The sequence below is a fragment of the Oerskovia paurometabola genome (assembly GCF_016907365.1).
Taxonomy (GTDB): Bacteria; Actinomycetota; Actinomycetes; order Actinomycetales; family Cellulomonadaceae; genus Oerskovia; species Oerskovia paurometabola.
In genome coordinates this window covers 2,913,496-2,934,075 of sequence record NZ_JAFBBV010000001.1, presented here as the reverse complement: position 1 = coordinate 2,934,075, position 20,580 = coordinate 2,913,496, and the positions used below count along the sequence as shown (strand labels likewise).

23 protein-coding genes and 1 riboswitch are annotated in these 20,580 nt (G+C 73.2%); of the genes, 15 read left to right on the top strand and 8 right to left on the bottom strand.

All coding sequences use genetic code 11. The annotated features are described in order from the left end of the window. Nucleotides 1-19 precede the first annotated feature (19 nt). Entirely contained in the window at nucleotides 20-1,420 is a 1,401-nt protein-coding gene (locus tag JOD48_RS13330) for a nicotinate phosphoribosyltransferase (RefSeq protein WP_204809518.1), read from the bottom strand. A 186-nt stretch (nucleotides 1,421-1,606) separates the two neighbouring features. On the opposite strand from JOD48_RS13330, the gene clpS reads away from it, so the two are divergent. From clpS to rdgB, 7 genes are all read left to right on the top strand, one after another. Further along, nucleotides 1,607-1,870 (top strand): ATP-dependent Clp protease adapter ClpS, encoded by a 264-nt coding sequence (gene clpS / locus JOD48_RS13325; RefSeq protein ID WP_307824305.1) that lies wholly within the window; start codon nucleotides 1,607-1,609, stop codon nucleotides 1,868-1,870. Beyond that, entirely contained in the window at nucleotides 1,870-2,520 is a 651-nt protein-coding gene (locus tag JOD48_RS13320; RefSeq protein ID WP_191789143.1) for a DUF2017 family protein, read from the top strand. Before clpS ends, JOD48_RS13320 begins: the two co-directional genes overlap by 1 nt. A 155-nt stretch (nucleotides 2,521-2,675) precedes the next feature. After that, entirely contained in the window at nucleotides 2,676-2,831 is a 156-nt protein-coding gene (locus tag JOD48_RS13315) for a hypothetical protein (RefSeq protein ID WP_168210118.1), read from the top strand. A 247-nt stretch (nucleotides 2,832-3,078) separates the two neighbouring features. Beyond that, nucleotides 3,079-3,882 (top strand): glutamate racemase, encoded by an 804-nt coding sequence (murI, locus tag JOD48_RS13310; RefSeq protein ID WP_191788889.1) that lies wholly within the window; start codon nucleotides 3,079-3,081, stop codon nucleotides 3,880-3,882. Continuing rightward, the gene (locus JOD48_RS13305; RefSeq protein WP_191788890.1) at nucleotides 3,882-4,730 is read left to right on the top strand and encodes an MBL fold metallo-hydrolase; all 849 of its coding nucleotides are present in this window, start codon (nucleotides 3,882-3,884) and stop codon (nucleotides 4,728-4,730) included. Before murI ends, JOD48_RS13305 begins: the two co-directional genes overlap by 1 nt. Nucleotides 4,731-4,750: 20 nt before the next feature. After that, the gene (gene rph / locus JOD48_RS13300; protein ID WP_191788891.1) at nucleotides 4,751-5,509 is read left to right on the top strand and encodes a ribonuclease PH; all 759 of its coding nucleotides are present in this window, start codon (nucleotides 4,751-4,753) and stop codon (nucleotides 5,507-5,509) included. A gap of 14 nt (nucleotides 5,510-5,523) precedes the next feature. Next, nucleotides 5,524-6,189, top strand: coding sequence for an RdgB/HAM1 family non-canonical purine NTP pyrophosphatase (gene rdgB / locus JOD48_RS13295; protein ID WP_204810586.1), 666 nt, complete (start codon nucleotides 5,524-5,526; stop codon nucleotides 6,187-6,189). A 217-nt stretch (nucleotides 6,190-6,406) separates the two neighbouring features. On the opposite strand, the gene JOD48_RS13290 is transcribed toward rdgB, so the two are convergent. Beyond that, on the bottom strand, nucleotides 6,407-6,832 hold the full coding sequence (locus tag JOD48_RS13290; protein WP_191788892.1) for a DUF3054 domain-containing protein: 426 nt from the start codon (nucleotides 6,830-6,832) through the stop codon (nucleotides 6,407-6,409). 134 nt (nucleotides 6,833-6,966) lie between these two features. Between JOD48_RS13290 and JOD48_RS13285 the strand changes: the two genes are divergently transcribed. After that, the gene (locus JOD48_RS13285; protein WP_191788893.1) at nucleotides 6,967-8,688 is read left to right on the top strand and encodes an ABC-F family ATP-binding cassette domain-containing protein; all 1,722 of its coding nucleotides are present in this window, start codon (nucleotides 6,967-6,969) and stop codon (nucleotides 8,686-8,688) included. 16 nt (nucleotides 8,689-8,704) lie between these two features. Here JOD48_RS13285 and ppk2 read toward each other — a convergent pair whose 3' ends face one another. The 5 genes from ppk2 to JOD48_RS13260 all read right to left on the bottom strand — a co-directional run bounded on the left by ppk2 (nucleotide 8,705) and on the right by JOD48_RS13260 (nucleotide 14,090). Next, on the bottom strand, nucleotides 8,705-9,553 hold the full coding sequence (gene ppk2, locus JOD48_RS13280) for a polyphosphate kinase 2 (RefSeq protein WP_191788894.1): 849 nt from the start codon (nucleotides 9,551-9,553) through the stop codon (nucleotides 8,705-8,707). A gap of 87 nt (nucleotides 9,554-9,640) precedes the next feature. After that, complete coding sequence (locus JOD48_RS13275) at nucleotides 9,641-10,324, bottom strand: Pr6Pr family membrane protein (RefSeq protein ID WP_307824138.1); 684 nt, start codon at nucleotides 10,322-10,324, stop codon at nucleotides 9,641-9,643. Nucleotides 10,325-10,335: 11 nt separating this feature from the next. Further along, nucleotides 10,336-10,905, bottom strand: a complete 570-nt coding sequence (locus JOD48_RS13270; protein WP_191788895.1) for an NUDIX hydrolase family protein — start codon at nucleotides 10,903-10,905, stop codon at nucleotides 10,336-10,338. Nucleotides 10,906-11,014: 109 nt separating this feature from the next. Further along, nucleotides 11,015-12,673 carry a pyridoxal phosphate-dependent decarboxylase family protein gene (locus JOD48_RS13265; RefSeq protein ID WP_191788896.1) on the bottom strand — a complete coding sequence of 553 codons (1,659 nt, stop codon included), beginning with the start codon at nucleotides 12,671-12,673 and terminating at the stop codon, nucleotides 11,015-11,017. Further along, nucleotides 12,660-14,090, bottom strand: coding sequence for an MFS transporter (locus JOD48_RS13260; RefSeq protein WP_307824137.1), 1,431 nt, complete (start codon nucleotides 14,088-14,090; stop codon nucleotides 12,660-12,662). Before JOD48_RS13260 ends, JOD48_RS13265 begins: the two co-directional genes overlap by 14 nt. 171 nt (nucleotides 14,091-14,261) lie before the next feature. Here JOD48_RS13260 and trxA point away from each other — a divergent pair, with 171 nt between their 5' ends. Further along, nucleotides 14,262-14,651, top strand: coding sequence for a thioredoxin (gene trxA, locus JOD48_RS13255; protein WP_191788897.1), 390 nt, complete (start codon nucleotides 14,262-14,264; stop codon nucleotides 14,649-14,651). A gap of 84 nt (nucleotides 14,652-14,735) precedes the next feature. Here the strand turns inward: trxA and JOD48_RS13250 are convergent, their stop codons facing one another. Continuing rightward, on the bottom strand, nucleotides 14,736-15,425 hold the full coding sequence (locus JOD48_RS13250; protein WP_191788898.1) for an NAD(P)H-dependent oxidoreductase: 690 nt from the start codon (nucleotides 15,423-15,425) through the stop codon (nucleotides 14,736-14,738). Nucleotides 15,426-15,544: 119 nt separating this feature from the next. Here JOD48_RS13250 and JOD48_RS13245 point away from each other — a divergent pair, with 119 nt between their 5' ends. From JOD48_RS13245 to proB, 6 genes are all read left to right on the top strand, one after another. Then, entirely contained in the window at nucleotides 15,545-16,114 is a 570-nt protein-coding gene (locus JOD48_RS13245) for a TetR/AcrR family transcriptional regulator C-terminal domain-containing protein (RefSeq protein ID WP_204809517.1), read from the top strand. Between the two features lie 107 nt (nucleotides 16,115-16,221). Continuing rightward, the gene (locus JOD48_RS13240) at nucleotides 16,222-16,428 is read left to right on the top strand and encodes a dodecin family protein (protein WP_138824001.1); all 207 of its coding nucleotides are present in this window, start codon (nucleotides 16,222-16,224) and stop codon (nucleotides 16,426-16,428) included. 219 nt (nucleotides 16,429-16,647) lie between these two features. Beyond that, the gene (gene rplU / locus JOD48_RS13235; protein ID WP_191789147.1) at nucleotides 16,648-16,956 is read left to right on the top strand and encodes a 50S ribosomal protein L21; all 309 of its coding nucleotides are present in this window, start codon (nucleotides 16,648-16,650) and stop codon (nucleotides 16,954-16,956) included. Between the two features lie 75 nt (nucleotides 16,957-17,031). Beyond that, on the top strand, nucleotides 17,032-17,289 hold the full coding sequence (rpmA, locus tag JOD48_RS13230) for a 50S ribosomal protein L27 (protein WP_030151568.1): 258 nt from the start codon (nucleotides 17,032-17,034) through the stop codon (nucleotides 17,287-17,289). 90 nt (nucleotides 17,290-17,379) lie between these two features. Beyond that, entirely contained in the window at nucleotides 17,380-18,903 is a 1,524-nt protein-coding gene (obgE, locus tag JOD48_RS13225; RefSeq protein WP_191788900.1) for a GTPase ObgE, read from the top strand. 249 nt (nucleotides 18,904-19,152) lie between these two features. Further along, the gene (proB, locus tag JOD48_RS13220; RefSeq protein ID WP_191788901.1) at nucleotides 19,153-20,295 is read left to right on the top strand and encodes a glutamate 5-kinase; all 1,143 of its coding nucleotides are present in this window, start codon (nucleotides 19,153-19,155) and stop codon (nucleotides 20,293-20,295) included. Nucleotides 20,296-20,366: 71 nt separating this feature from the next. After that, nucleotides 20,367-20,478: riboswitch (SAM riboswitch) on the top strand. Nucleotides 20,479-20,580 lie beyond the last annotated feature (102 nt).

The window sequence follows — 20,580 nt, the reverse complement described above, 5'->3', positions numbered from 1 at the left end:
CGTCGACGGGGGGCGTGCGTCAGTCGAGCGTGCGTGTCACGGTCGGCAGCGCGGGGTCGCCCGCGGACAGGCGGCGTGCGCCGCGGGGCAGCTCGGCCCGTGCTTCGGCGTGCCGTCGCGCCGCGTTGTGGACCCCGTAGGCGCCGATCCAGCGCGAGTCGACGGCGCCGTCGACCACGAGGGGAACGTGCAGGGGTCGCAGGTCCTCGTCGTCGCCCGGCTCCCAGGCTGCCACGACGTCGTCGGGCCCGGTGACGAGGACCTCGGCGAGGGCCCTGCCGTCCTCGCCGTACTGGCGTGCCGCAGCCTTGCGCCCTCCGGTGCTGGTCTTGAGCGTCGAGGCCTTGGCGACCGACTGCAGGACGCCCTCCGCGTCGGAGCGCGCGACGAGCTTGTAGACCATGCCGCAGGTCGGGGCGCCCGAGCCGGTCACGAGCGAGGTGCCCACGCCGTAGGCGTCGACGGGGGCTGCGGCCAGGGCGGCGATCGCGTACTCGTCGAGGTCGGACGTGACCGTGATGCGGGTCCCGGTCGCGCCGAGGCCGTCGAGCTGCTTGCGCACCTCGACGGCCTGGATGCCGAGGTCGCCCGAGTCGAGACGGACCGCGCCGAGCCCCGTGCCCGCGGCGGCGATCGCGTTCTCGACGCCCCGGCGGACGTCGTAGGTGTCGACGAGCAGGGTCGTGCCGACCCCGAGCGAGGCGACCTGGGCGGCGAACGCCGACTGCTCGTCGTCGTGCAGGAGCGTGAACGCGTGCGCGGCCGTGCCGATCGTCTCGATCCCGTACCGCCGCCCCGCCTCGAGGTTCGACGTCCCGGCGAATCCCGCGACCGCGGCCGCGCGGGCGGCGGCGACCGCGGCCAGCTCGCTCGCGCGGCGTGAGCCCATCTCGAGGCAGGGGCGGTCGACGGCGGCGCTCGTCATGCGTGAGGCGGCCGACGCGACCGCGGAGTCGTAGTTGAGGATCGACAGGACGAGGGTCTCGAGCAGCACGGCCTCGGCGAACGTGCCCTCGACGACCATCACGGGGGACTGCGGGAAGAACACGTCACCCTCGGCGTACCCGGTGACGGAGCCGGTGAACCGGTAGCCCGCGAGGTAGTCGAGCGTGCGGTCGTCGACGACGCGCGCCTCCTGGAGCCAGGCGAGCTCGAGGTCCGTGAAGCGGAACGTCGCGAGCGACTCCAGGACGCGGCCGGTGCCGGCGAGCACGCCGTAGCGCCGACCTGCGGGCAGGCGGCGCGTGAAGACCTCGAACAGGCAGTGCCGGTCGGCGGTGCCGTCGGCGAGCGCGGCCTGGAGCATGGTGAGCTCGTAGCGATCCGTGAGGAGCGAGGTCTGCGGGGAGGGGGCGTACGGTGCGAACGGGGCGGTCCGGGCGGCCGGGGCGTCCGTGCCCGGGTGGTCTGCGGGGCTCATGTGCCCAACCTAGGGCAGAGGACGGCGCGGCGGCGGGCGCGGGACGCCCGTGGACACGTTCCGGGCCTCCCACCAGGCCGTGGACAGGCCCTCGGGGCGTGGACACGGCACTGCTGGACTTCACCCACCCCATAGAGTGGGGGAGTGACTGGAACGGCGACCGCGGGGCCTCGCCTCGACGAGCAGATCGACACGCGGGAGGGGCTGTCCCTCGCCGACACCTGGGTGACCCTCGTGTGGAACGACCCGGTGAATCTCATGAGCTACGTGACGTACGTCTTCGAGAGCTACTTCGGGTACACGCAGCAGAAGGCGAGGACGCTCATGCTCCAGGTGCACCAGGAGGGGCGCGCGGTCGTGTCGTCGGGCGGCAGGGAGAAGGTCGAGGTGGACGTGCAGGCGATGCACGAGTTCGGGCTGTGGGCCACGATGCAGCGGAGCGGGGAGTAGTGCGGCCGTTCCGGCGGGCGCGTCGCGGGTACGTCGCGGAGCTGAGCGCGTCCGAGCGCCTCGTGCTCGCGCACGTGGTGGGCGACGTCGTCGAGCTCCTGCAGGAGCAGACGGGCACGGCTCCCGCGGAGGGCCTCGAGGCCGCACGGATCGAGGGCGTCGCGCCGTTGTCGGCGCCACCCGAGGAGGTGCGCGCGCCCACGGACCCTGCGGTCCGCCGTCTGCTCCCTGACGCCGCTCCCGAGGACGCGGGGGTCTCGGCCGAGTTCCGCCGGTTCACCCAGGGCGACCTGGCGGCCGAGAAGTCGCAGCGGTTGCTGCTCCTCGCGGACCTGCTCCTCGCGGGGGACCCGCAGGACGCGGAGGTGCTCACGCCGCTGATCGTCCGGCCCGACGACGCCCGTCGCGTCGCGGGGGCCCTCACCGACATCCGGGTCGTCCTCGCGGAGCGTCTGGACCTGCGCACCGACGACCAGGTCGAGGACCTCCACGACGAGCTGCTGGCGCGTGAGGAGTCGGGGGCCGAGCCCCCCGAGGAGGCTCCGGACGCCGCGCGGCGCTTCCTGGCGAGCGTGTTCCTGCTCTCGGGGTGGCTGCAGGAGTCGTTGGTCGAGCTGATGCTCGCCGAGGTGCGGCGCACGCCCCGCTGACCTCGCCGGGGCCCGTCGGGCCACCCGTGCCCGCCTATCATGCTTATAAGCCACTCGCGAGATGTGTGTCAAGATGCGCGAGGGGTGGAGTAGTGCCACGATTGTCCTGGTTGAACCGGGACGTCCGCGTCCTGGCCGAGAGAAAGAGGGACAACATGCCTACGTGGCTCATCATCCTGCTCGTCGGAGTCGTGCTGCTCGTGTTCGGTGTGGCAGTCGAAGCGGCAAAGTTCCTGATCTGGCTCGGCATCATCGTGCTCGTCGTCAGCCTCGTGGTGGGGCTGATCGGACGGGGCAAGGCGAAGGTCTAGGGGACCCGGGTCGCCGCCTGAGGGCAGCGACCCGGGAGCCGGGACCGAGGGCGTCGCACGCGAGTGCGGCGCCCTTCGTCGTGCCCGGACCCGGCGGTGTTCACCGGCACGTCGCCTCCTCCGTCGTCCTGACTCTTCCCCGGACCGCTTCCGCGCGCGGCCGCAGGACGCCCCTGTGGTCGGTCCCACAGGCCGCTGCAGGCAGCGCGACCTCCCTTTCTGCCGCCCCGGCACTAGGCTCGTCACCGTGAACGACGCACCCATCGGCATCTTCGACTCGGGAGTCGGGGGCCTCACGGTCGCCCGCTCGATCCTCGACCAGCTGCCGAACGAGTCGCTGCTGTACATCGGTGACACGGCGAACAGCCCGTACGGACCCAAGCCGCTGGCCGCTGTGCGTGCCATGGCGCTCTCGATCATGGACCAGCTCGTGGACGAGGGTGTCAAGATGCTCGTCATCGCGTGCAACACGGCGTCGTCGGCGGTGCTGCGCGACGCCCGCGAGCGGTACACGGCCCGCTACGGGATGCCGGTGATCGAGGTGATCCTGCCTGCTGCGCGGCGTGCGGTGGCCGCGACCCGGACGGGCAACATCGGTGTCATCGGGACGCGGGGGACCATCGAGTCGCGCGCGTACGACGACGCGTTCGCGGTCGCCCCCGGCCTGCGGCTCACGTCGCAGGCCTGCCCCGAGTTCGTGCGTCTCGTCGAGGCCGGGGTGACGTCCGGTCCGGAGGTGCTCGAGATCGCGCACGAGTACCTCGCCCCCGTCCGAGCGGCCGGCGTGGACACGCTCGTGCTCGGCTGCACGCACTACCCGCTCCTCGCGGGGGCGATCTCCTACGTCATGGGCGACGAGGTCACGCTCGTGTCGAGCGCCGAGGAGACCGCGAAGGACGTGTACCGCACGCTCGTCGCGCACGGTCTGGAACGCTCGCGCGAGGCGGGCGCGCCGGCGCACCGGTTCCGGGCGACGGGCAGCGCCGAGCCGTTCGACCAGCTCGCGCGCCGCTTCCTCGGGCCCGAGGTCTCGCTCGTGGAGGCCGTCTGATGCGCCTGGTCGTCATCGGCTCCTCGGGCTCGTTCGCGGGCCCCGACTCCCCGGCCTCCTCGTACCTCGTCCAGGTGCCCGACGACGTCTCACCGGACGGGCGCGAGTGGAACCTCCTGCTCGACATGGGCAACGGCGCGCTCGGCGCGCTGCAGCGGTTCGTCGACCCGCGTCGGCTCGACGCGATCGGGCTGTCCCACCTGCACCCCGACCACTTCGTCGACGTGTGCGGGCTGTACGTCTACCTGAAGTACCACCCGGACCGGGCGGCCGCGGCGTCGGCGACGTCTCCCGTGCGGCCCGGTGACGCGCCCGCCGCGGGGGCGCTGCCCGTCTGGGGGCCGTCGAACACGGCCGAGCGCATCGGGGCGGCCTACGGCCTCGAGGCGGGGGAGTCCATGGAGTCCCAGTTCGCGTTCGAGGCCTGGGAGCCGGGGCAGGTCGTCACGGTGGGTCCTCTGGAGATCGAGCCCTTCCGGGTCTACCACCCGGTCGAGGCCTACGGCGTGCGGGTCACGGGGCCTTCCAGCCTGGTCCCGGGCGAGCGGGTCACGCTCGCCTACACGGGGGACACCGACGCGTGCGACGCCGTCGTCGAGCTCGCGCGCGACGCGGACCTCCTGCTCGCCGAGGCCGCGTTCCAGGAGGGGCGGGACGACGCGGTCGACCGCGGCATCCACCTGACGGGCAGGCGCGCGGGCGAGGTCGCCACGGCGGCCGGCGCCCAGCGGCTGGTCCTCACGCACCTGCCGGCCTGGAACGACAAGCAGGCGGCGCGCGAGGAGGCCACGGCGGTCTACGCCGGGCCGGTCGACCTCGCGGCGACGGGTCGGGTCTTCACGCTCTGAGGCCCGGATAGGCTGGCTCCATGACTTCAGCCTCCACCTCCCAGACCGTCCGCGCGGACGGTCGCACGCCCGACGAGCTCCGCCCCGTCACGATCACCCGGAACTGGCTCGACGCCGCCGAGGGCAGCGTGCTCGTCGAGTTCGGGCGCACGCGCGTGCTGTGCGCGGCCTCGTTCACCGAGGGCGTGCCGCGCTGGCGCAAGGGCTCGGGGCAGGGCTGGGTCACGGCCGAGTACTCGATGCTGCCGCGTGCGACCAGCACCCGCAGCGACCGTGAGTCCGTCAAGGGACGCATCGGCGGGCGCACGCACGAGATCTCGCGCCTCATCGGGCGCTCGCTGCGCGCGGTCATCGACGTCTCGGCGCTCGGTGAGAACACGATCGTGCTCGACTGCGACGTCCTGCAGGCTGACGGCGGCACCCGCACAGCGGCGATCACGGGTGCGTACGTCGCGCTCGCCGACGCCGTGACCTGGGGCAAGAAGCACGGGGCGATCAAGGGCGGCAAGAAGGTCCTCACGGACTCGGTCTCCGCGGTGAGCGTCGGCATCATCGACGGCACCCCCATGCTCGACCTGCCCTACGTCGAGGACGTGCGCGCGGACACCGACATGAACGTCGTGGTCACGGGCTCGGGAGACTTTGTCGAGGTGCAGGGCACGGCCGAGCACGCGCCGTTCAACCGCACCGAGCTCGACGTGCTGCTGGACCTCGCCCTGCGCGGTACGTCCGAGCTCGCGATCATCCAGCAGCTCGCGCTCGACGAGGCGTCGCGGTGAGCGCTGGGTCCGGTGTGAGCGTTCCTGCGGGGGCCCGGCTCGTCCTGGCGACCCACAACGTGGGCAAGCTCGCCGAGCTCCGCGCGATCCTGGCCGCGCAGCCCGGCCTGGACCTGCCGCCGGAGGCCGTGGTCTCGGCGCGCGAGGTCGGTGCCCCGGAGCCCGTCGAGGACGGCGTGACGTTCGCGGAGAACGCGCTCATCAAGGCCCGCGCGCTCGCCGCGGCGACCGGTCTGCCGGCCGTGGCCGACGACTCGGGCCTCGCGGTCGACGTCCTGGGTGGGGCGCCGGGGATCTTCTCCGCGCGCTGGTCGGGTCGGCACGGCGACGACCGGGCGAACCTCGACCTGCTGCTCGCGCAGCTCGGCGACGTCCCGGTGGAGCACCGCGCGGCGGGCTTCGTGTGCGCGGCCGCGCTCGTGACCCCGGACGGGGGGGAGTGGGTCCGCACGGGCGAGATGCGCGGGACGCTCCTGGGCGCCCCGCGCGGCGAGGGCGGCTTCGGGTACGACCCGATCCTCCTGCCCGACGGCGAGTCCCGCTCGGCCGCGGAGCTGTCGGCCGAGGAGAAGAACGCGATCAGCCACCGGGGCAAGGCGTTCCGTGCGATCGCCCCGCAGGTCGTGGCGGTGCTGACCGGGACGACGGTCGACGAACCCCAGGCTCAGCCGCTCGCCTGAACGGTCCCCGGCCGGGTCCCGCCTGATCGCAGGTGGTGGCCCGTGCCAGCCCACTGGACGGATCGGCCAAGGACGTCCGAGCGGGCGTGACCTCCGGGTCGCGCTCGCCCGGACGTCGGGCCGCACGTCGAGAACGACGTTCCGTGCGCTCGACCACGAGGTTGCGGTCGCCAAGGCGGGCAGAACGACCTCAACTTCGTTCTCGGCACCAGGGGGCTCAGGACGTCGAGACACGCCCGCGCACCTTGAGGACCAGGAGGGCGACGAGCCGCCAGCCCACGAGCGTCGCGAGCAGGAACGCCGCGGACACCACGAGGAACGCGGTCGCGAGCCCCTCGCCCGTGGCCCAGCGCAACGCCATCCCCACGACCCACGTCGTGACCCACAGCACGACCCCGGTCGGCCAGGCCGCGAGCGGCCACCGCCAGGCGCGCAGGAGGACCCACCCAACCGCGAGCCCCACGAGGAAGGGCCACGCGATCGTCAGGATCGCGGTCAGGGGGCTGTCGGCGGAGTGCGTCGCCCGCCCGCCGGTCGCGAACGCGAGGACCGCGACGACATCGAGCACGACGGCCAGAGCGACGATGCCCGTCCGGACGGTCGGGCGGGGCGGGCTCGGGGCGGTGGCAGGCGTCGAGGTCATGGCCACGACGCTACCGGAGCACGGCCCCCGAGCCGGCGCGGGCCAGGTGGTGCGCGTACCGCATCCGGGGAACGGGACGAAGGGCTCGGAGCGGGGTGGGGCGCCCGTCCACCTGCTCCCTTTAGGGTTGACCTGTGCACCTGGCTGTCGACGACCTCTCCTTCTCCTACCCGGGACGCCCCGTCCTCTCGGGCGTCTCGCTGCGCGTCGGCGCCGGCACGCGGCTCGGCGTGGTGGGGGAGAACGGCACGGGCAAGTCGACCCTCCTGGGTGTCCTGGCCGGGACGCTCGCCCCGAGCGGGGGCGAGGTGCGCCGCCAGGGCTCGCTCGCCGTCGTCGAGCAGGAGCTCGTGCCGCAGCCCGGGCAGACGGTCGGCGACCTGGTCCGCGACAGCCTCGCGACGGTGCGTGCCGTGGGCGCCGAGCTCGACGCCGTGACGCGCGACTTCGACCACGAGCACGGCAACCTCGCCGAGCTCTCGGACGTCCTGGCCCGCGCCGAGCACCTGGCCGTGTGGGACGCGGACCGGCGCGTCGAGGTCGCGCTGTCCCGGCTGGGGGCGTGCCGCGACCCGCTGCGCGAGCTCTCGACGCTCTCCGTGGGCGAGCGCTACCGAGTCCGTCTCGCATGCCGCCTGGCCGAGCGGAGCGACCTGCTGCTGCTCGACGAGCCGACCAACCACCTCGACACGAGCGGTATCGACTTCCTCACGGGCGAGATCGTGGCGTGGGGCGGTGGGGTCGTCATGGTCACGCACGACCGCCAGCTGCTCGACGACGTCGCGACCGAGATCCTCGACCTCGACCCCGCGATGGACGGCAAGCCCGTGCTGTACGGCCAGCCCGGCTACCTGGCCTACCGCTTCGCGAAGAACCAGGCCCTGCACCGGTGGCGTCAGCGCTACCGGGCCGAGCGCAAGCGCGCCGAGAAGCTCGCCGAACGGCTCGACGCGTCGTACGAGGGGCTCTCGGACGAGTGGCGCCCCGCCAAGGGCAGCCAGAAGCACCGGCGTGCGACGCACGCGCGCATCCACGTCAAGGCTGCGGACCGGCTCGTGCAGAAGCTCGAGGCCGAGGCCGTCGAGGTCCCCGTCCCGCCGCTCGAGCTGCGCTTCCCCGACCTGCTGGCCATGTCGCCCGGCTGGTCGCCCGACACCCCGCTGCTCGAGGTGCGCAGCCCGCGCGTGGACGCCACGCCTCGGGAGCGGGGCGGCGCGCCGGGCGACCTGCCCGACGGCGGCCCCGCCCTGCCCGGCGTCGTCACCCCCGCCGCGCCCTCTGCCGTGCCCACCGGTGCCCGGCTCGACCTGCCCGGGACGCGCATCGCGATCCCGCCGTCGGGTCGGCTGCTGATCACCGGGCCGAACGGCTCGGGCAAGTCGACCCTGCTCGCGGCCCTCGCGGGCACGGTGGGGCTCGACCGGGGCACCAGGACGGTCGCGGACGGCGTGCGGGTCGGGATCGTCGCGCAGGAGGGGCCCGCGCTACCGCCGGGCGCCGAGGAGCGCACGGGCTTCGAGGAGTACGCGCAGGAGGCGCTCGACCTGCTCTCGGCGGGCACGCTCGACCCGGACTTCCTGGTACCGGTCGCGTTCCTCGGGCTGCTGACCGAGGAGGACCTGGACCGCCCCCTGCGCGAGCTGTCCGCGGGGCAGCGCCGCCGCTTCGACCTGGCCCGCGCGCTGCTCGCGGTGCCGCACGTCCTGCTGCTCGACGAGCCGACCAACCACCTCTCGATCGACCTCGTCGACGAGCTCACCCAGGCGCTGCGCGTCACGCCTGCGGCCGTGGTCGTCGCGACGCACGACCGCAGGATGCGCGAGGACTTCGCGGACTGGCCGACCCTCGAGCTCTAGCGCACCCGGCGAGGCGTCAGAACCCGTTCTCGGGGTCGCCCAGGAGCTGGGCCACGTGGTCGGGGACGTAGTTCGCGAGCTCGCGCGGGGGACGCACGTAGTCGCCCGACGCGGGCGGGCGCTCGGGCAGCACGACCTTGTCGTGCGGCACGTCGACGTAGCCGATCGTCGAGAGCAGGTGCGAGATCATGTTGAGCCGCGCGTTCTTCTTGGAGTCCGACTCGACGACGAACCACGGGCTGCCGGGCACGTCGGTGTGCACCATCATCTCGTCCTTGGCGCGCGAGTAGTCCTCCCAGCGGTGGATCGACTCGAGATCCATGGGGCTCAGCTTCCACTGGCGCACCGGGTCCGAGAGGCGCGACCGGAAGCGCTTGAGCTGCTCGCCGTCCGAGACCGAGAACCAGTACTTGCGCAGGATGATCCCGTCGTCGATGAGCATCTGCTCGAAGACGGGCGTCTGCCGCATGAAGCGGTCGTACTCCTCGGGGGTGCAGAAGCCCATGACCCTCTCGACGCCGGCCCGGTTGTACCAGGAGCGGTCGAACAGCACGATCTCACCCGCCGCGGGCAGGTGGGCGACGTACCGCTGGTAGTACCACTCGGACCGCTCGCGCTCGGTCGGTGTCGGCAGGGCCGCGATACGCACGACGCGCGGGCTCAGGTACTGCGTGATGCGCTTGATCACGCCGCCCTTGCCGGCTGCGTCGCGCCCCTCGAAGATCACGACGACACGCGCCCCGGTGGCCTGGGTCCACTGCTGGAGCCTGACGAGCTCGGCCTGCAGCCGGAACAGCTCGGCCTCGTAGACCTCGCGGGGCAGCCCCTTGTCCTTCTTCGACTTCTTCTTCGACGTCTTCGACATGGCGTCACGCTACCGCTGGGCCGGGACGACGCGGGCGGGACGCGCTCGACGCCTGCGGGCGCCCCACGGGCTGTGGCCGTCCGCCCGTCAGCGCCCTGTGGCCGCGGGCGAGGGCGCGGGCTTCATCCGCCGGTCGACCCAGCCGAGCCCTGCCGCGAGCAGCAGGAACACCACGGCCACGACGCCCGTGTTGAGCAGCGCCTGCGGGTACCCGATCTCGGTCACGTCCATGAACGGGTACGGGTACCAGTGCGAGAACGCGCCCTGCACGAAGATGTAGACGATCCACGCGAGCGGTGCGAGGACCGACCACCAGATCGTCGTGGTGTCGATGCGTGGCCGCGGCCCCACGACGAGCCACCCGAGGACCGCGAGCAGCGGCCCCGCCTGGTGCAGCAGGAGGTTCGTGAAGATCCCGGCGACGCTCAGCTCCTGGAGGCCCGCGAGGACGGTGTTGTACACGAGGCCCGTCACGGCGATGCACAGCAGCGCGTCGAGGCGCGCGACGCGGAACACGCGCCCGTCCCGCAGCGGGTCCACGAACAGCAGGGCGCACGTGGCCCCGACCAGGACGTTCGACAGGATCGTGAAGTAGCTGAAGAAGTGGACGACGAGATCCGTGGTGGTGTCGCCCGGGAGCGGTCCGCGCCCGAGCGTGCCGAAGAGCTCCCAGACGACGCCGACGAGCGCCATGGCCGCGACGACGCCGTGCCACCAGCGCGCCGCGGCCGGTCCGCGCAGGCGGTCGCCCACGCCTGACGACGCCGTCACGGGAGCGGAGGTCACGAGAGGCGGCCGACGTACGCCATGGCCTGCCGCAGGAGCGTGCCCTGCCCACCGTGCATCTCGAGCTGCACCTGGTCGCTGCACGCCTGCTCCGGCGTGAGCCATGCGAGCTCGAGCGCCTGCTGCTGCGGCTGGCAGTCGCCCGAGACCGGGACGACGTACGCGAGCGAGACCGCGTGCTGGCGCGGGTCGTGGTACCCCGTGATCCCGGGGGTGGGCAGGTACTCGGCGACAGTGAACGGCTGCGGGGACGCCGGGACGTGGGGCAGGGCCACGGGCCCCAGGTCCTTCTCGATGTGCCGCAGCAGCGCGTCGCGGATCCGCTCGTGGTACATCACGCGCCCCGACACGAGCGCCCGGGTCATCTGCCCCTCGGGCGTCACGCGCAGCAGCAGCCCGACGGCGACCACGTCGCCCGAGTCGTCGACCCGGACCGGGACCGCGTCGACGTAGACGAGGGGCAGGTGGGAGCGTGCGGCCGCGAGGTCCTCCGCGCTCAGCCACCCGGCGGGCTGGGGGATCTCGCGGGAGAAGTCGTCGGGCGGGAAGTCGGCGGTGTCCGTCACCTGACTGTTCTACCACCCGGGACGCGGACTCGCGCTGAACCCGGTGGGCGGGGTCGGCTCCCGGGCAGCGGTGGCTGCACAGCCCCGGACCCTGCCCACCGGTCGAGTCTCAGGAGCCCCCGGGCTCCGCCGCCAGGGCGTCGACCGGCGGTGCCACGGGCTCCGCGAGACGCGCGATGAGCTCGACGAGCAGGCGCTCGCCGACCGCGGACGGCAGCGCCTCGACGAGGGCCAGCAGCGGAGCCATGGGACCCGTGCCGGGCTCGGGGGCGTCGCCGCCGCGCGGGTCCGCGCCGCCCAGCACGGTGGCCTGCACGAGCCCCCACGCCGTGGCCGCGTCGAGCGACCCGAGCCCGGCGACCGCCTCGGCGGGCTCGATCCCCGGGGCCAGGCTCGCGATCAGGGCGCCCAGGACCTCCTGCGGGTCCGGGCGCGGCACACCGCGCACGGCCTCCGCGGCGGTGACCAGCGCGGCACCGAGCTCATCGACCACGCTCGCCGTCACAGGGGTCACCGTGAGGTGCGTCGTGTGCGGCAGGCGTGAGCCGTCGGGCTGGGTGTACCCGGGCTGCGGCTGGAGCACGAACCCGCTCGCGCGGACGGCGTCCGACCACACGTGCGGGTCGACCCGCCGGTCCGCGGGCAGCGACTCGTCGGTCGCGACCGCCACGAGCGGCCCCACCGGGTCGCCGACCACGCGCAGGCCCTCGACCGTGTCGAGCACCTGGCGCAGCGCGAGCGTCGCGACGGCGCACCGTGCCGTCACGGCCCGGTAGCCCGGCACGCCGAGCGCCTGCGTCACGGCCCAGGCCGCGGCGAGCGGCCCCGCCGACTTGGAGCCCATGATCGTCGAGTTCACGACCGGGTAGCCCGGCCAGCGCGTCGTCGCGAACAGCTGGTGGCGCTGCCGGTCCCGGTCCCGCGTGAGCAGGACCGAGGCGCCCTTGGGGGCGTAGCCGTACTTGTGGACGTCGGCGGAGATCGAGGTGACCCCCGGCACGCGGAAGTCGAAGAGCGGGACGTGCGCGGCGTCGTCGGGCCAGAAGGGCAGCACCCAACCGCCCACGCACGCGTCCACGTGGACCGGGACCCCCAGGGCGCTCGCGGCCGCCGCGACCTCCTCGACCGGGTCCACGACCCCGTGCGGGTACGACGGCGCGGAGACCACGACGAGGGCGACGTCGCTCCCGTCGCCCACCGCCGCGGCCAGGTCGGCCGGGACCGCGCGGCACGTCGCCGGGTCCACGGGGACGAGCACGAGGTCGAGCCCCAGGTAGGTCGCGGCCTTGTGGAACGCCGCGTGGACGGTGCTCGGCGCCACGACCTTGGGCGCCCGGCCGAGCGTCGCGAGCGTGTGCGGCGTGCCGTCCGCCCGCGGCGGCTGCGCCGCGAGGAACGCGTCACGGGCCGTCTTGACGGCGAGCAGGCAGCTCTCGGTCCCGCCGGACGTCACCGTCCCGACGACGCCGCTCGCGTCCTGCGCGCCCGTCCCGTGCAGCATGTCGCGCGCGAAGGCCACGAGCTCGCGCTCCATGACCGCGACCGAGGAGAACGTCGTGGGGTCCAGGGCGTTGAGCGGCTGGACCGCCCGGATCGCGTCCCCCGCGAGGGCGTCGAGCTCGGCCAGGTCCGGGTCGTAGACGTACGACAGGACGCGTCCTCCGTGCGTCGGGGCGTCGGCCGCCCGCAGCGCTGCGAGGCGGTCGAGGATGCCCTCGGTCCGCAGGACGGGCGGGGCGGGCAGGGGGGTGTCGTCAAGGGCGCTCATGCGCTGCGGGCTCCTCGGTGGGCACGTCGATGTCGCCCCTGCGCAGTCGATAGCGTACGAGGGCCAGGAGGCTCAGCGCGACAAGAACCGCCGGGACCAGCGAGAACGAGAGCGCGATGCCGTCCACTGCGGCCGTCGTCTGCTCGGGCGTGAAGCCCGCGCTCGACGACTGGTAGCCCGTGACCCACTGCACGAGGCTCAGCAGCCCGGCGCCGAACGCCATACCCGTCGTCTCGCCCGCGGTCCACACGCCGCTGAACGCCCCGCCACGGTCAGACGGCCCCTGGCCCGCGACGGGGACCGTACGGGCGTCGTGCGCGATCACGTCGGGCAGCATCGCGAGCGGGAGCGCCTGCATGCCCGCGTACCCGACGCCCGCGAGCGCGGTCGGCAGGTACACCCAGTCACCGGGAGCCCACGCGAGCGGCACCATGCACAGCGTCGCGACCGCGAACAGCGAGCTCGCGAGGACGAAGCCGCGCTCCTTGCCGACCCGGCGCGCGAGCCGGTTCCAGAGCGGCATGACCAGCAGCGCGGGCGCGATGAGCGCCGCGAACAGCAGGCTCACCGCGAGGGTCGACTCGAGGACGTAGGTCGCGACGTAGTTCGCGGCCGCGAGCATGAGGCCCGTCGCGAGGGCCTGCAGGAAGAACGCCGTGAGCAGGACCCGGAAGGGCTGGCTGCGGCGCAGGGTCGCGACGGCCTCCGAGACCGCGACGCGGAAGGCGCCCGCAGCCGAGGTGGCCGCCTGCGGGGCCGGGGCCTGTGCGCCCGCGGGGAGCGACGCCGTCGGGCCGGCTGCTCGTGCGCCGCGCGGGGCCACCCGGGACGCGACGAACATGCCCGCGCCGATCACCAGCCCTGCGACCACGCCCAGCGTCAGGTACCCCGACAGCGAGCTCGTCTCGCCGCGCAGCACCGGGCCCCCCGCCCCGAACAGCAGGATCGCGAACGCGAGCGTCGCCACCCGCCAGCTGATGAGGCGCGTGCGCTCGTCGTACGTCGGTGCGATCTCTGCGGGCAGCGCGATGTACGGCACCTGGAACAGCGAGAACGCCGTCGCGGCGAGCAGGAAGGCCACGAGCACCCAGATCGAGGCCGCGGCCGTCGACGCCCCGCCCGGCACCGCGAACGTCAGCGCGAAGAACACCGGGATCGTGCACGCGCCGATCGTCATGAAACGCCGCCGCGAGCCCGTGCGCGCCAGGTCGCGGTCGCTGCCGTACCCGATGAACGGGTCGATCACGACGTCCCAGACCTTGGCGCCCGTGACGACCAGGCCTGCGACCGCGGCCGGGACGGCGAGCGCGTCGGTCAGGTAGTACAGGAGCATGAGGCCCGGCAGGGTGCCGAAGCCACCCGTGCCGACCGAACCGATGGCGTATCCCGCGATCGTGCGCGGCCTGAGGCGTTCCACGCGCCACAGCCTAGACGTGATCTCGGTCACTGCCCGGGAGGTCCGGGGAGGTCGGCGCTCCGAGGGTCCGGCAGGCGGCCGCGAGGAACCCGGCGTATGTTCGCCCGCGGGCCGGGAATACCTCCCGGGAACCCGTTGCTGCACCTGGTGAACCCCTCAGGAAGGACCTTCATGGCAACCCAGGAACTCACCGGCGCCACGTTCGAGCAGACCATCAAGGACAACGACATCGTCCTGGTGGACTTCTGGGCGTCGTGGTGCGGCCCGTGCCGCCAGTTCGCCCCGGTGTTCGAGGCGTCCTCGGAGACCCACCCCGACGTCGTGCACGGCAAGATCGACACCGAGGCCGAGCAGGCGCTCGCTGCCGCCGCGAACATCACCTCGATCCCGACGCTCATGGCGTTCCGCGAAGGCGTCCTCGTCTTCTCGCAGCCCGGCGCGCTCCCCGCACCCGCTCTCGAGCAGGTCGTCGAAGCGGTCAAGGGGCTCGACATGGACGACGTCCGTGCGCAGATCGCCCAGGCCTCGGCCGCGGAGTCGAACGGCCAGGCGAACGCCTGACGCGTCGACCGCCCAGCATCACCGAAGGACCCCGGCCTCGGCCGGGGTCCTTCGTCGTGCAGGGCGGGTCGTGGTCCGTGGCCGTCAGGCGGCCGGCCGTGCGGCCGGCTCGTGCTCGGCGGCCCCTCGTGCGGCCACCGGTCGTGCGGCGTTCCGGCGGGCCGCGCGCTCGCGCGCTCGGTCCGAGGGCTCGGGGAGGCTCGCGAACCGCCGCTCGAGCGCGGTCAACCACCGTGCGCGCCGGGCGGGGGAGACCTCGGCGACGCGCGGGTGGTTGACCCACCGGACCCGTGGCACGCCGAGCTGGCCGAAGACCCCCCGGGCCACGACGCGGTGCACCGGGGCGCCGAACCACAGGCGGTAGAGCGGTCCGGGGGTGGTCATGGTCGTCACGAGCGTGACGCCCGAGAGCCCGAGCAGTCCTCGGAGGGTTCCGACCCGGCTCTCGGTGTACGCGAAGCCGGGGACCAGGACCTTGTCGAGGAACCCCTTGAGGCGCGCGGGCATGACCTCCCACCAGACGGGGTGGACCAGGACGAGGTGGTCGGCGGCGGCCAGGCGGTCCTGGTACTGCGCGACCCGGGGGTCGACGGTCCGTCCCTCGCGCCACGCGCCCAGGTCTGCGCGCCGGACCACGGGGTCGAAGTCGTCGAGGTCGAGGTCGATCACGTCGACGTCGTGCCCGGCGCTGGTCGCACCGCGGATCGCGGCGGCGGCGAGCGCCCGGCTGTAGCTGCCCTCGTAGGGGTGGTCGATCACGAGCAGGACGCGCACGGTAACTCTCCTTAACGTTGTTCAATCTAACAACGTTAGAGTTGCTGAACATCGTTAAGGTGTCAAGGTGAGGGCGTGCGGCCGACCCGTGGCCGCCGACGATCCGAGGAGGACGGGCGATGGCCGAGCGGCTGGACCGGGAACGCGTGGTGCGCGCGGCGCTCGCGCTGCTCGACGAGGTCGGGCTCGACGGGCTGACCTTGCGCCGGCTCGCCCAGGACCTCGGCGTCAAGGCGCCCGCGCTCTACTGGCACTTCGCGAGCAAGGCCGACCTGCTCCACGAGATGGCCGTCACCATGCTGCGAGACCTCGTCGACGGCGAGGCCTGGGACGAGGCGACGCTCGCCGGGTCTCCCTGGCAGGACTGCGTGCGCGACTCCGCGACGAACCTGCGCCGCATGCTGCTCGCGCACCGCGACGGTGCGCGCGTCTTCAGCGGCACCCTCGTCACGGACGAGGCGCTGCGCGACGCGGTCGAGGTCCCGCTGGGCGTCCTCACGTCCGCAGGCTTCACGCCCGACGACGCCGCGCGCGCCTGGGGGACCGTGCTCAGCTTCGTCCTGGGTTTCGTCGTCGAGGAGCAGGCGGGCGGTGGTGCTGGCGGTACCGAAGGGGCGGGCGGCTTCGACGAGCGGTTCGGCTTCGGTGCCGACGTGATCGTCGCGGGGCTGGGGGAACGGCTCCGCTGACACCCGGCTCCGCAGCCGCCCGCGCTGGCGGGCCGACGCCCTGCGGAGGATCGTGGAGGGGGAGCGCGGACGCGACGAGGCGTCCGCCCCGGACGGCGGAGGACGTCATGAGCGGCTCGGTAGCGCGCATCACCCAGATCAGTGCACGGTCCGACGTGAGCTTCGACGACGCGGTGAAGACCGGGATCGAGAGGGCGAGCGAGACGCTGCGCAACCTCACGGGGGCGTGGGTCAAGGAGCAGAAGGTCGAGGTCAGGGACGGGAAGATCGTCGTCTGGCAGGTGGCGCTCGAGGTCACGTTCGTCCTCGACTGACGGTGGCCTCGGCGGGCGCGCCGGCTTGACCCGTGCCAGCACTGGCGGCTATTTGACCCTGCCTCCGGGATTCCCGTACCCTTGAACGTCGGTGCGCTCGGTGCGCACTGGTCCCGTGTGCCCATGGTCCGGTCGCACTCGCACGCCACGGTGTGTTGAGTCCTGCCAAGACGACCAGACATGGCGAGCACGCCAAGACTAGAAGAGATGAGCAACAACGTGGTGTACGCGATCGTCAAGGCCGGTGGCCGCCAGGAGAAGGTGTCCGTCGGCGATATCGTCGTCGTCGACCGTCTGTCGGCTGGTGCCGGACAGTCCGTCGAGCTTCCTGCGATCCTGCTGGTGGACGGGGAGAAGGTGACCCACGACGCTGCGGCGCTCGCGAAGGTCAAGGTCACTGCTGAGGTCGTCCGGGACGAAAAGGGCCCGAAGATCACGATCCTCAAGTACAAGAACAAGACCGGCTACCGCAAGCGCCAGGGTCACCGTCAGCAGCTGACCCGCCTCAAGGTCACCGGCATCAAGTGACTTCCCTCGGCGGCTCGTGACGGCCGCCGCAGGTGATCCCACCCCCTCTTCTTCCAGCACGAAAGCAGGTTCGACATGGCACACAAGAAGGGCGCGAGCTCCTCGCGCAACGGTCGTGACTCCAACGCCCAGCGCCTCGGCGTGAAGCGCTTCGGTGGCCAGGTCGTCAGCGCCGGCGAGATCATCGTCCGCCAGCGCGGCACCCACTTCCACCCGGGCAACAACGTCGGTCGCGGTGGCGACGACACGCTGTTCGCCCTGACCGCCGGTGCGGTCCAGTTCGGTACGCGCCGCGGGCGCAAGGTCGTCGACATCGTCTCTGCCGAGGCCTGATCCACGACGCAGCACGCTTGACAGGAGGGGCGCACCGACGCGGTGCGCCCCTCCTGGTGTTCTTCCCCCCTGCTTGAGAGGACCATTTCCATGGCCACGTTCGTCGACCGCGTCGTCCTGCACGCCTCCGGCGGTGACGGCGGCAACGGTTGCGCCTCCATCCGCCGGGAGAAGTTCAAGCCGCTCGCCGGCCCTGACGGTGGCAACGGGGGTGACGGTGGGACCGTGCGGATCGTCGTCGACTCCCAGACCACGACGCTCCTCGAGTTCCACCACTCGCCGCACCGCCACGCGACCTCCGGTACCCAGGGCATGGGTGACCACCGCGCCGGCGCCAACGGCGGGGACCTGATCCTGCGCGTGCCCGACGGCACCGTGATCAAGGACACCGACGGCAACGTCCTGGCCGACCTCGTCGGCGAGGGCGCCGAGTACGTCGCCGCCGCAGGTGGCCGCGGCGGCCTCGGCAACGCCGCGCTCGCCTCCCAGCGCCGCAAGGCCCCGGGCTTCGCGCTGCTCGGCGAGCCCGGCGAGGAGGCCGACTTCGTCCTCGAGGTCAAGTCGATCGCCGACGTCGCGCTCGTCGGGTTCCCGAGCGCGGGCAAGTCCTCGCTCGTCGCCGCGATCTCCGCAGCCCGGCCCAAGATCGCCGACTACCCGTTCACGACCCTCGTGCCCAACCTGGGCGTGGTCCAGGCGGGCGACTCGCGCTACACCGTCGCCGACGTCCCCGGCCTCATCCCCGGCGCGAGCCAGGGCAAGGGGCTCGGCCTCGAGTTCCTGCGCCACATCGAGCGCACCGCCGTGATCGTGCACGTGCTCGACTGCGCGACGCTCGAGCCCGATCGTGACCCGATCTCCGACCTCGAGGCCCTCGAGGCCGAGCTCGACGCCTACGCGGGCGACCTCGACATCGAGGGGGCCCGCCTCCCGCTCAACGAGCGTCCGCGCCTCGTGGTGCTCAACAAGATCGACGTCCCCGAGGCCCGCGAGCTCGCCGAGCTCGTGCGCCCCGACCTCGAGGCCCGCGGCCTGCGCGTCTTCGAGATCTCGACCGCGAGCCACGAGGGCCTGCGTCCCCTGACGTTCGCGCTCGCCGAGCTCGTCGACCAGGCCCGCCGCGAGGCCCCGGCCCCCGCCCCGGCGCGCACGATCCTGCGCCCCAAGGCCGTCGACGACGCGGGCTTCACCGTGACCCGCAAGGGTGGTGCCGAGACCGGCTTCTACTACGAGGTCCGTGGCTCCAAGCCCGAGCGCTGGGTCCGCCAGACCGACTTCTCGAACGACGAGGCCGTGGGCTACCTCGCGGACCGCCTCGCACGCCTGGGGGTCGAGGAGAAGCTCTTCAAGGCCGGCGCCGTCGCGGGCGACGAGGTGCGCATCGGCTCCGACAAGAACGCGGTCGTGTTCGACTGGGAGCCCACGCTCATCACGGGCGCCGAGCACCTCGGCGGCCCCCGCGGCTCCGACCTGCGCCTCGAGGACACCTCGCGCCCCACGCGTACCGACAAGCGCCGCGAGTACACCGAGCGCATGGACGCCAAGGCCGAGGCCCGCGCCGAGCTCTGGACCGAGCGCGAGTCCGGCCACTGGACGGACCCCGACCAGGACTGACCTCCCGCGCGGGTCGACGAGCGTCGTCGACCGCACGTCCGCCCGCAGGGCGGGTACGGCCCCTCGGGTCGTGCCCGCCCTGCGGCGTCCCCGGGGGTCTCGACCCCGCCGCCCGGGCGGGGCGGGCGCCCAGGGGGAGCGTCGTCGTCGGGCCCGGGCCGGCGGCATGCCGCCCACGCCGTCCCACCGTGAGGTGTCACACGGTGAAACGGCGCCCCGTCCGAGCGCCCGGCGCGGGATGATGAGGCCGTGAATGCGCTCTCCGCACGCTCCCAGGTCGCCACGGCCCACCGGGTCGTCGTCAAGATCGGCTCCTCGTCCCTCACCGGACCGGACGGGCACCTCAGCGTCCCGGCCCTGCACGCGCTCGTCGACGTGATCGCGGCCCGCCACGCGGCGGGCGGGCAGGTCGTGCTCGTGACGTCGGGGGCGATCGCCGCGGGGATCGGTCCGCTGGGCCTGAGCGCGCGACCGCGCGACCTCGCGACGGCCCAGGCCGCGGCCTCGGTGGGGCAGGGGCTCCTGGTCGCCCGCTACGCCCAGGCGTTCGCCGAGTACGGCATCCGCGTGGGCCAGGTGCTCCTCACGGCCGAGGACACCATCCGCCGCGGGCACTACCGCAACGCGCAGCGCTCGCTCGAGCGGCTCCTGGACCTGGGCATCGTGCCGGTCGTCAACGAGAACGACGCGGTCGCGACCGACGAGATCCGCTTCGGGGACAACGACCGTCTCGCGGCCCTGGTCTCGCACCTGGTGCGCGCCGACGCGATGGTCCTGCTGACCGACGTCGACGGCCTGTACGACGGCCCGCCCTCGCGCCCGGGCACGCAGCGCATCCGCGAGGTCCGGTCCGCCCTCGACCTCGAAGGCATCGAGGTCACGGGCCGGGGCAGCTCGATCGGGACCGGCGGCATGCTCACCAAGCTCGAGTCGGTGCGCATCGCGACGGGCTCGGGCATCCCGGTCGTCCTGACCAAGGCCGCGCACGCCGAGGGCGCGCTCGCGGGGCACGAGGTGGGGACCTGGTTCGCCGTGACGGGCAAGCGCACCACGCGCCGGCGCCTGTGGCTCGCGCACGCGGCCCGCACGCGCGGACGACTCGAGCTCGACGAGGGAGCGGTCGCCGCGGTCCTGGGCGGACGCGCGTCGCTGCTGCCCGCGGGCGTGGTCGGCGTCACGGGAGACTTCGACGCGGGCGACCCCGTCGAGCTCGTCGCCCCCGACGGGCGCGTGATCGCGCGCGGCCTCGTCGCGTTCGACTCGAGCGACATCCCGGACCTGCTCGGCCGTTCGACGCACGAGCTGCGCGACAAGCTCGGCGAGGGGTACGACCGCGAGATCGTGCACCGCGACGACCTCGTGCTCGTGGGGCGCAAGCGCAAGGCGTCCTGAGTCGTCTCACGGGGTGGGACGGTCTGCTCACCCCTTGACTCGGTGGCCTCGGGCGGCTTTCCTGTGCGGCAGGTGAAGAGCGCCAGCGCCAAGACCCGGCTCGCTGGCCAGCAACCCTTCGACGTGACGGGGTGCTCCGGGTGGTACCTGACCGCGACCCGTCGGGCGCGGTAAGCACACGGAGGAACGGGCGATGCGCGCACTCGGAACGCAACAGGGGCTCGACGGCAGGGGTGTCCGCTGCCTCGACGCGGGGACCCTCGTGCTCTGTTGTCGCTGACACGC

Excerpts from the sequence above, each read along its gene's own strand:
- JOD48_RS13330 (WP_204809518.1), bottom strand. The coding sequence starts at position 1,420 with ATGAGCCCCGCAGACCACCCGGGCACGGACGCCCCGGCCGCCCGGACC.
- JOD48_RS13315 (WP_168210118.1), top strand. The coding sequence starts at position 2,676 with ATGCCTACGTGGCTCATCATCCTGCTCGTCGGAGTCGTGCTGCTCGTG.
- JOD48_RS13305 (WP_191788890.1), top strand. The coding sequence starts at position 3,882 with ATGCGCCTGGTCGTCATCGGCTCCTCGGGCTCGTTCGCGGGCCCCGAC.
- rph (WP_191788891.1), top strand. The coding sequence starts at position 4,751 with ATGACTTCAGCCTCCACCTCCCAGACCGTCCGCGCGGACGGTCGCACG.
- JOD48_RS13290 (WP_191788892.1), bottom strand. The coding sequence starts at position 6,832 with ATGACCTCGACGCCTGCCACCGCCCCGAGCCCGCCCCGCCCGACCGTC.
- ppk2 (WP_191788894.1), bottom strand. The coding sequence starts at position 9,553 with ATGTCGAAGACGTCGAAGAAGAAGTCGAAGAAGGACAAGGGGCTGCCC.
- JOD48_RS13265 (WP_191788896.1), bottom strand. The coding sequence starts at position 12,673 with ATGAGCGCCCTTGACGACACCCCCCTGCCCGCCCCGCCCGTCCTGCGG.
- trxA (WP_191788897.1), top strand. The coding sequence starts at position 14,262 with ATGGCAACCCAGGAACTCACCGGCGCCACGTTCGAGCAGACCATCAAG.
- JOD48_RS13245 (WP_204809517.1), top strand. The coding sequence starts at position 15,545 with ATGGCCGAGCGGCTGGACCGGGAACGCGTGGTGCGCGCGGCGCTCGCG.
- JOD48_RS13240 (WP_138824001.1), top strand. The coding sequence starts at position 16,222 with ATGAGCGGCTCGGTAGCGCGCATCACCCAGATCAGTGCACGGTCCGAC.
- rpmA (WP_030151568.1), top strand. The coding sequence starts at position 17,032 with ATGGCACACAAGAAGGGCGCGAGCTCCTCGCGCAACGGTCGTGACTCC.
- obgE (WP_191788900.1), top strand. The coding sequence starts at position 17,380 with ATGGCCACGTTCGTCGACCGCGTCGTCCTGCACGCCTCCGGCGGTGAC.